The sequence below is a fragment of the Vibrio sp. RM-69-4 genome (assembly GCF_024743775.1).
In the GTDB taxonomy this organism is placed as follows: Bacteria; Pseudomonadota; Gammaproteobacteria; order Enterobacterales; family Vibrionaceae; genus Vibrio; species Vibrio anguillarum.
Genome location: NZ_JAMQXI010000060.1, coordinates 95,719 through 104,733, shown reverse-complemented (window position 1 = coordinate 104,733; position 9,015 = coordinate 95,719). Strand labels below are relative to the sequence as shown.

The following is a 9,015-nucleotide window of genomic DNA, read 5'->3' as shown; positions in this document are numbered from 1 at the left end:
GTTAGGAGGGGGTGCTGCTAGCAATCAACCAAGAAACACCCCTCCCTTTGAAGGGGAGGGAATTAGTTTCGTGAGCGTTGAGAGTATGCCATTTATGATGAGCGATATAGTTTGCTGAAACATGTTATATCCACTACAACCCCCCAAAATTCTCTTTATTCGTTTTCCTCATAAATCAATACCTTTCGTAGTAAATCTGCAAGCTGATCTTGTTCTTTTTTAGTCAATACATTCAGCATTTTATCCATATTTTCAACATGATCGTTTAACGCAGTATCAACACACTTAACACCTTTTGAGGTCAAAGTGACTTTGCAGCTTCGCCGGTCGTGTTCGCTATAAATACGCCCTACCAATCCTTTTTTTACTAACTGATCTAAACGCGTACTTACAGCGCCTGAAGAAAGCATGAGTGTCTTATATAACTCTGTTGGTGTAATACCGGAAGGATCGCTTCGACGCATCGTTGCTAAAATATCGAACTCGATGCTGCTTAACCCATGTTCTTTAAACACCTTATCCATTTTATTCTTCCAGACATTACTGGTTCGACGTAAACGTCCAATGACTCCCATAGAAGAACAGTCCAGATCGGGTCTGACACTTTTCCACTGAATCAAAATGGAATCGACATTATCCAATGACATTTTATCTCTCCTATAAATATCTTACTAAAAAGATACTTGATCATAAGTTAAATATCCATTACTTTAAAGAAAGTATCTTTCACAAGAGATATTTTTAATTTTAAGGAATAATTATGAAAGGATTACATCAGATAAGGACAATCGGTTTGACCGCTATAGCGCCGATTGTCTGGGGAAGTACTTATATTGTTACCACTGAGTTGTTGCCAGCGGAGTCACCGTTGCTTGCATCAACAATTCGAGCTTTGCCGGCAGGTTTGTTTCTAGTCTTAATTAGCAAGACGTTACCTGATAGCAAGTGGCTGAGCCGTCTTGCGTTACTTGGCTTTTTAAATATTGGCTTGTTTTTCTACTGTCTATTCTTTGCTGCAACTTATCTACCTGGGGGGATGGCGTCGATAGTGATGTCTATCCAGCCTATGTTCGTACTCCTACTAAGCTGGAAGTGGCTAAAATCAGAGCTATCATCGCGTCAAATTTGGGCTAGTGTGGTTGGAATCTCAGGTATTGTCTTGCTGGTCATCAACAGTGCTGTACAGATCAATTTATTAGGAGTTGTTGTTGCTTCTATTGGTACATTAAGTATGGCTTCTGGGGTTGTATTAACAAAAAAATGGGAAAGACCTAGAGAGATAACTTTACTGAGTTTCACCGGTTGGCAACTGCTTTTTGGTGGGTTCATGCTGCTGCCAGTAGCCTTATGGATTGAAGGGCTTCCTGAACATTTAAGTTTGTCAAATTATATTGGATATCTGTATCTGAGTGTAATAGGCGCAATTTTGGGCTACTCCTTATGGTTTCGAGGAATAGAAAAGCTGCCACCGGTTACCGTTTCTTTTCTCGGTTTTCTCAGTAGCGTATCTGCATGTGTGTTGGGTTATCTCATTCTCGATCAAACCTTAACGTGGCTTCAATTATTAGGGGCAATGTTTGTCCTAGTTGCTATCGCTTTGGCAGCCCCTCGTACAAATTCGTCATCTGATAAAGCTAATAATTTACTTTTAAAAAGGAACTAATATGAAGATTACAATTGTATCTGGCAGCCAGCGTGCAAACTCGCAAAGTTTATCAGTTGCACGTTATTTAGAGTCACTTTCTTTAGATCATTTCGATACAACAAATATTTTGGATTTGCACTCACTTAATCTTCCGTTTTGGAATGAAGGGGTTTGGAAACAAAGTGAAGAGTGGGAGCTATGGACGCCAATTTCCGAGATACTTAAACACTCGGATGCAGTGATTCTTATTACACCAGAGTGGCATGGAATGGCAACTCCAGCACTTAAGAATTTTTTGCTATTGTCTACCGATGAAGAGCTTGCACATAAGCCGGTACTCTTAGTAAGCGTATCAGCGGGCGTAAATGGCGTATATCCGATCAGTGAGCTGCGCATGACAGGCAGCAAGAACAACCACGCGTGCTTTTTACCGGATCACCTAATCTTTCGCAATGTAGAAAAATTGCTCACTATTGACCACAGATGTACTGACCAAACCATGCATCAACGTAATCAGTATACAATGAAATTACTTGCCAGTTATGCTCAAGCATTGAATCCAGTACATCGTGAGATGGTATCAATGGGAAAGGCATTTCGCTATGGTATGTAATAGTAAATAAGTAATTATTATTGTTGGCAATAGTCGGCAGCTTAATTGCAAAGATGACCAAGACGACGGTAGCACTAGATTAATAATAAGTACGTTTTCAATTATATAAGAACCACATTGTAATGGATCATTACTAGCGCTCAGTCTGCCCCTCTATTGACTGTGAATTATTATGGTCCATTTTTTATTCACGGCTCTATATCTATTCCAAAGGCTCTGACTACATTTTCTGGTCATGCTTTGCAGCCATTTGATTCATTAGAAGAGCAGATAAAATGATCCCAAGAGCCAGCCATGATGTAGTCTGAATACTATCATTAGTAACCAGAGCGGAGATTAATACGCCTATCGCAGGCACAAGATAATTAGTCATCGAAGTAAAAACAGCGCCTGCATTCTTGATACTCATCATATAGAGATAATAAACCACTCCCGCACACATCACACCAAGATAGATCACAGCAGTAAAGGCGCTCAAAGGTGGCGATTTTTGTGTCAGTGTCATCGTTGTGGTGAGAGAAATTATAATTAATTGAATACTCGCCATAAAAAGAACATTTCTTGCCACTATCAGGGGATGTTCTTCTTTAACTCGGTTGAGCAGGAGCAAAGCAATAGCAAAGCATATCGCAGCAAATAATACTGCTAGGATGCTAATGAGACTAACTCTCGAAGATGTTGACATTAAATCTGGGTAAAAAAGGACAACTAAACCATTAAAACCCACGATGACACTTAGCAGATTACCTTTACTAATCCTAGCATTCTTTATAAACACAGGAGCAAGAAGCAGTGCATAAAAAGGTAGTGTACCCATTAATATCGCTGTTACTGAACTGCTCAACTCTTTTTGAGCAAAAGGTATAAGAATGAAAGGAATCGTTGCTTCAAGTAAACCAATAACAGCATAAAGTAGCCACTGTTTACTATCACCACTAATTCGCATGACCCGACAGATAATAAACAAAGTGATTGCACCGAATATTGCACGCAATGTACCTATCCATACTGGATTGAATGCCTCTAGTGCATTCTCTTGAAAAATAAATTGTGATCCCCAAATCAGCCCAATGGCGAGCAGAGTTAAGTAGTTTTTAAGCATAGTAAAATCCCAATACAATCAATAAGCTTTCGGTGTCAAAAAAGAGCTCTTAAATATAGTGCTATAGTCAAGCTGACTTAAATGCAATAACATCAACCTCAATTAGCATGCCGTCAAGAGCTAACTTAGGTACTGGAATTAAGGTGCTTGCGGGCAACGTATCTAACGGCCAACGTTCTTGCATCTCTTTACTCCAAATATTCAGCTTTTCACTATCATGATCAACAATAAGGACAGTGATCTTTAGAACATCCTCAAAACTAAGCTCATGGGCATTAAGCGCAATCTCTAGGTTTGATAATAAAATGCAAGTCTGATGAAGAAAATCACTACTAAGCTTATGTTTAATACCTTCACCACCACTTTGGCCCGAAATGTAAACTAGCTCTCCTTTGCTTGGTGCCTTCACTGTATGACAAAAACCAAATGGTGCTGGATTAAAAATCGCTGGTGGATTATGGAAGACTGGCTTTAGTTTTAGCATAATAATGACCTTTTATACGTTGAATTCAAAAGTAAGCAGGAGTATAAAAGTTCAAGTTAACTTGAAGTAAAGCGATAATTTGACAAAAGTTGAAATAACTGTGAGCAGAAATGATTATCTAACTATTGGACAGCTAGCCGAACGTAGTGGTGTAGCAGCATCGGCTTTACGCTTTTATGAAGCTAAAGGTTTAATTGCTTCCTTTCGAACCAATGGTAATCAACGCCGTTATTTACCTTCGATGCTACGTAGAATTGCACTCGTTCAAGTAGCTCAATCTGTAGGGTTTACATTAGAAGAAATAGCAAAAGAGTTAAGCACCTTACCAATGAATCAAGCGGCCACAAAGCGAGATTGGGAGAGAGTTGCAAATAAATGGCAGCAAGACCTCGACCATAAAATAGCAAAAATCCAATTATTAAAAGACAATCTTTCAGGATGTATCGGATGTGGCTGCCTGAGTATGAAGAAATGTCACCTAATTAATCCAGAAGACAATCTTAATCAGCAAGGGCAAGGGGCGCAGAGAATCATTTGATTATACATTAGGCAACCCACTACTTTTATTAAAGCGTTTCAATTTCCTTCTCTGATAACTGTGTTTACCTAAGTTTATCGATAAGAAACCGCTTTTCTATAAAGTTGATTTTCAAAAGAATTGTTGATAAGTTGCAAAAATGAAAAACATTTCAACGCCTTCGTCATTATTTTTCTGGTGGCGCTCTATTTAGAGCGGCGCGGAATTTTTACATTCTTAAGCTGCTGGAAGGTAGCTGAGACTGTAATTTCTTTTGTATCTCCAGTAGCGATCTATTTTTACTAGGAGATATATGAATGAATACAAGTCAATACACTGAAAAATCGGAAGTAATTTTAACTGGCGATAGAGCTACTGGCCCATTGCACCTGGGGCATTATGTCGGCTCTTTAAAACAACGGGTCGCTTTACAAGATATTCACGAGCAAACAGTTCTTGTTGCTGATATGCAAGGTCTTACTGATAATGCTCACAATCCGAAGAAAGTATCATCTAATATTCTTAATGTCGTCGCGGATTATCTCGCTGTTGGTATCGATCCCTGTAAAACTACAATTTGTCTTCAATCACAACTCCCTGCTCTTGCTGAATTGACTATGTACTACAGCAATCTTGTGACAATCAGTCGATTAGAGCGAAACCCAACGGTCAAAAGTGAAATACAAAGCAAAGGCTTTGAACGATCAATTCCTGCTGGCTTTTTAACCTATCCTGTATCTCAAGCAGCTGATATTACTGGCTTTAACGCAACATTGGTTCCAGTTGGGGATGACCAGTTGCCAATGCTTGAACAAACTAATGAGATAGTTAGAAAGATTAATTTATTAGCAGGACGAATCGTTTTGAACGAGTGTAGACCCTTGTTAAGCAACGCATCACGTTTACCTAGCACAGATGGTAAAAATAAGATGTCTAAGACGATGGGAAATACCATTAATCTTGGCGCTACTGAAAAAGAGATCTCTGCTGCAGTAAAGTCTATGTATACCGATCCTAACCACCTAAGAATCGAAGATCCTGGTGCTATTCAAGGCAATATCGTATTTACTTACCTCGATGCATTTCACCCTGATCAAAATCATATCAACCAACTAAAAGAACATTATCAACGTGGCGGACTTGGAGATGGAACAACAAAAAAAGTATTAGAGGAATGCTTACAAGATATGCTCAGACCAATAAGGGAAAGAAGAGCTGAGTTTTTAAGTGATAAGGCTCAACTGGTTGATATTTTAGTGAAGGGAAGCAAAATCTCTAGAGATAAAACAACGGAAGTACTTTTTGATGTTAAAGATATCTTTGGACTAAATATTTTCTGAATAATTTTTTTTCAATAGCCAACTTCAAGAAGATCATTAGGTGAACCCTCGAGGTCGAAGCTATTTCCTATATTCTTTATAGTTTAAATTATGCGAATTTAGTGAAAATAGTTCGTGTCGGTAACCCCATTTCTGTCCGTACGACCTGAGGTCGTATTAAGTGTGGTTCTCCACGATAAGAGGGAATTAGTTTCGTGAGCGTTGGGTGTATGTCATTTATGATAATGGATGAAGTTTGCTAAAACAGTTTTGTCCAGAACCTTCACTGTGGGCACTTCGTAACTCACCTTTGTCCAAAAATCGTTTTACAGCATAACAAAAAGGCGAACTTCTCAGTTCGCCTTTATTATTGAATATTGATAACAAAGTCAGTCACAACCTAAAAGATGATCATAAATTGTGACGACGAGCTATCAACGTTAGCACCTACTCTTGGTAGTTATCGATACTTGGGCATGAGCAGACAAGGTTACGGTCACCGTATACGTTATCGACACGGCTCACGGTTGGCCAGTATTTTGATGCCTTAGTATGAGCGGATGGGAAGCAAGCCGTTTCACGAGAATATGGATGAGCCCATGCTTCACTCGCGAGATCCGATTGTGTATGCGGCGCATTCACTAACGGGTTGTCGGCTAATGGCCATTCGCCTGATTGAACTTTCTCCATTTCGGCGCGAATCGCAATCATTGCCTCACAGAAGCGATCCAATTCGGCTAAGTCTTCCGATTCGGTTGGTTCAATCATCAAGGTGCCAGCAACAGGGAATGACATCGTCGGTGCGTGGAAGCCATAATCCATCAAACGTTTAGCAATGTCTTCTTCGCTGATACCTGTCGCTTCTTTAAGCGGACGAATGTCAATAATGCATTCGTGCGCTACACGGCCGTTACTACCACGGTAAAGAATAGGGTAGTGTGGGCGCAGTCTTTCCATCACATAGTTAGCATTTAAAATAGCGACTTGAGTAGCCGTGGTTAAGCCTTCTGCACCCATCATGGCAATATAAGCCCATGAGATAGGTAAAATAGAAGCGCTGCCTAAATCGGCCGCAGATACGGCGTGATCGCTGCCTTCAACTCCCCCTTCAATATGTCCCGGTAGGAAAGGCGCTAGGTGAGATTTTACACCAATCGGTCCCATACCTGGGCCGCCACCGCCATGAGGAATACAGAATGTTTTGTGCAGATTGAGGTGAGAAACATCAGAGCCAATAAAGCCCGGATTGGTTAAACCAACTTGCGCGTTCATGTTGGCACCATCAAGGTAAACTTGGCCGCCCGCGGCGTGAACCATGTTACACACTTCTTTAACTTGTTCTTCGTAAACGCCGTGCGTTGAAGGATAAGTGATCATGATGCTAGAGAGGTTCTCTTTATGCTTCTCAATTTTGTCTGCGAGGTCTGCGATATCAACGTTACCGTTATTATCACATTTCACGACCACTACTTTCATCGAAACCATTGAAGCGGTTGCAGGGTTGGTGCCGTGTGCTGAGCTCGGAATTAAGCAGACGTTACGGTGCTCTTCACCACGGCTTTTGTGGTAGCGCTGAATCGCCACAAGCCCTGCATATTCGCCAGAAGCACCGGAATTTGGTTGTAGCGAGAAAGCATCATAGCCTGTGATTTCACAGAGCTTTTCTTTTAAATCCTTAGCGAGAGCGGCGTAACCTGCGGCTTGCTCTTTCGGTGCAAATGGGTGGATTGAACCAAATTCTGGCCAAGTGACAGGGATCATCTCGGCTGCGGCGTTCAGTTTCATGGTGCAACTGCCAAGCGGGATCATGCCGTGAGTTAATGAAAAATCTTTATTCTCAAGTTTTTTCAAATAACGCATCATTTGCGTTTCGCTGTGATAGGTGTTGAACACAGGATGCGTTAGGAAGCGAGATTGACGACGGCAGTGTTCTGGAATCGCTGCAAATTCGTTGGCGGCAATTTCTGCCGACAGCGCGCTTACCGATTGCTTAATATCGAAAACCGCAAACAGGGTTTCAAGATCAGCTGTGGTGGTGGTTTCATCCAAACTGATGCCTAATTGGTCATCAAATCGGCGTAAGTTGATGTCGGCTTGCTGCGCTTTTGCGTACAGAGCTTGAGTTTGAGTGGCACTCTTTAAGGTAATCGTGTCAAAGAAGCTGTTATGCACCAATTCGTAGCCCGCTTGAGTTAAGCCTGCCGCTAGAATTGCAGTCATATGATGAGTACGGCGCGCAATGGTGCGCAACCCTTCTGCGCCATGATAGACCGCATAAAATGAGGCCATATTAGCCAGCAGAGCTTGCGCGGTACAGATGTTCGAGGTCGCTTTTTCGCGGCGAATGTGCTGCTCGCGAGTTTGCATTGCCATGCGCAGTGCTGGATTACCTTTGGCGTCAATCGACACTCCGATCACGCGGCCGGGCATAGTGCGTTTGTGCGCTTCACGCGTGGCCATAAAGGCGGCGTGTGGGCCGCCATAACCCATAGGGACACCGAAACGTTGAGCCGAGCCAATCACGACATCCGCGCCCATTTCACCTGCTGGTTTCAGCAAGGTGCTGGCCAGTAAATCCGTGGCAACAGTAACCAAGATTTTATTGGCTTGCGCTTTAGCAATCAGGTCGCTTAAATCACGCACTTCACCTGTGGTGCTTGGGTATTGCAGTAGCGCGCCAAACACATCTTGTTCAGGCAATGAGTCGAGTGCGCCGATTTGTACCTCAAAACCGATAAATTCAGCGCGAGTTTTTACCACTTCAATGGTTTGTGGATGAACATCGTCCGCCACAAAAAAGACGTTACTTTTGCTTTTTCCTGCGCGTTTACACAGTGTCATTGCTTCGCCAGCGGCCGTTGCTTCATCGAGCAGCGACGCGTTGGCAATATCCATTGCTGTTAAATCCATCACCATTTGTTGGTAGTTAAGCAGCGACTCCAAACGACCTTGAGAGATTTCTGGCTGGTAGGGTGTGTAAGCCGTATACCAGCCCGAATTTTCCAGTACGTTACGCAAAATGACGTTCGGCGTGAAGGTGTTGTAGTAACCTTGACCAATGAACGTGCGTTTAATCTGGTTTTGATTGGCAAATACTTTCATCGCGCTGAGCATATCGGCTTCGCTTTTAGGCGCAGCAAGGGACATTGGGCTTTCTAAACGAATTTGCGCAGGAACGGTTTGTTCGATTAACGCGGCTAAGCTTTCGGCGTTAATCGCGTTGAGCATTTTTTGTTGATCGGCTGGGTTGGGTCCGTTGTGGCGTGCAACAAACTCATTTTCAGTACTTAACTGGCTAAGCAGTGGGCTGTGAAGTAATTCAGTCATTTCCTTTA

8 protein-coding genes are annotated in these 9,015 nt (G+C 42.1%); 4 read left to right on the top strand and 4 right to left on the bottom strand.

The features are described from left to right. Positions 1-155: 155 nt before the first annotated feature. Positions 156-647: a MarR family winged helix-turn-helix transcriptional regulator gene (locus tag NB504_RS09145; RefSeq protein WP_017045337.1), complete on the bottom strand. Its 492-nt coding sequence runs from the start codon at positions 645-647 to the stop codon at positions 156-158. A gap of 113 nt (positions 648-760) precedes the next feature. Here NB504_RS09145 and NB504_RS09140 point away from each other — a divergent pair, with 113 nt between their 5' ends. Together NB504_RS09140 and NB504_RS09135 are read left to right on the top strand one after the other, a co-directional pair. After that, complete coding sequence (locus NB504_RS09140) at positions 761-1,663, top strand: DMT family transporter (protein ID WP_094147348.1); 903 nt, start codon at positions 761-763, stop codon at positions 1,661-1,663. 1 nt (position 1,664) lies between these two features. Then, positions 1,665-2,258, top strand: a complete 594-nt coding sequence (locus NB504_RS09135; RefSeq protein WP_094133838.1) for an NADPH-dependent FMN reductase — start codon at positions 1,665-1,667, stop codon at positions 2,256-2,258. Positions 2,259-2,478: 220 nt separating this feature from the next. On the opposite strand, the gene NB504_RS09130 is transcribed toward NB504_RS09135, so the two are convergent. Together NB504_RS09130 and NB504_RS09125 are read right to left on the bottom strand one after the other, a co-directional pair. Continuing rightward, complete coding sequence (locus NB504_RS09130; protein ID WP_258428696.1) at positions 2,479-3,360, bottom strand: DMT family transporter; 882 nt, start codon at positions 3,358-3,360, stop codon at positions 2,479-2,481. 67 nt (positions 3,361-3,427) lie between these two features. After that, on the bottom strand, positions 3,428-3,844 hold the full coding sequence (locus NB504_RS09125; RefSeq protein WP_258428695.1) for a RidA family protein: 417 nt from the start codon (positions 3,842-3,844) through the stop codon (positions 3,428-3,430). Between the two features lie 100 nt (positions 3,845-3,944). Between NB504_RS09125 and soxR the strand changes: the two genes are divergently transcribed. Both soxR and trpS read left to right on the top strand, forming a co-directional pair. Next, complete coding sequence (gene soxR / locus NB504_RS09120) at positions 3,945-4,382, top strand: redox-sensitive transcriptional activator SoxR (RefSeq protein WP_094133852.1); 438 nt, start codon at positions 3,945-3,947, stop codon at positions 4,380-4,382. Between the two features lie 296 nt (positions 4,383-4,678). Next, the gene (gene trpS, locus NB504_RS09115) at positions 4,679-5,701 is read left to right on the top strand and encodes a tryptophan--tRNA ligase (protein ID WP_222715546.1); all 1,023 of its coding nucleotides are present in this window, start codon (positions 4,679-4,681) and stop codon (positions 5,699-5,701) included. Positions 5,702-6,127: 426 nt separating this feature from the next. Here the strand turns inward: trpS and gcvP are convergent, their stop codons facing one another. After that, positions 6,128-9,007 carry an aminomethyl-transferring glycine dehydrogenase gene (gcvP, locus tag NB504_RS09110; protein ID WP_258428694.1) on the bottom strand — a complete coding sequence of 960 codons (2,880 nt, stop codon included), beginning with the start codon at positions 9,005-9,007 and terminating at the stop codon, positions 6,128-6,130. Positions 9,008-9,015 lie beyond the last annotated feature (8 nt).

Coding starts and splice junctions, on each gene's coding strand:
- gcvP (WP_258428694.1), bottom strand. CDS start 9,007: ATGACTGAATTACTTCACAGCCCACTGCTTAGCCAGTTAAGTACTGAA.
- NB504_RS09125 (WP_258428695.1), bottom strand. CDS start 3,844: ATGCTAAAACTAAAGCCAGTCTTCCATAATCCACCAGCGATTTTTAAT.
- NB504_RS09135 (WP_094133838.1), top strand. CDS start 1,665: ATGAAGATTACAATTGTATCTGGCAGCCAGCGTGCAAACTCGCAAAGT.
- trpS (WP_222715546.1), top strand. CDS start 4,679: ATGAATACAAGTCAATACACTGAAAAATCGGAAGTAATTTTAACTGGC.
- NB504_RS09140 (WP_094147348.1), top strand. CDS start 761: ATGAAAGGATTACATCAGATAAGGACAATCGGTTTGACCGCTATAGCG.
- NB504_RS09130 (WP_258428696.1), bottom strand. CDS start 3,360: ATGCTTAAAAACTACTTAACTCTGCTCGCCATTGGGCTGATTTGGGGA.
- NB504_RS09145 (WP_017045337.1), bottom strand. CDS start 647: ATGTCATTGGATAATGTCGATTCCATTTTGATTCAGTGGAAAAGTGTC.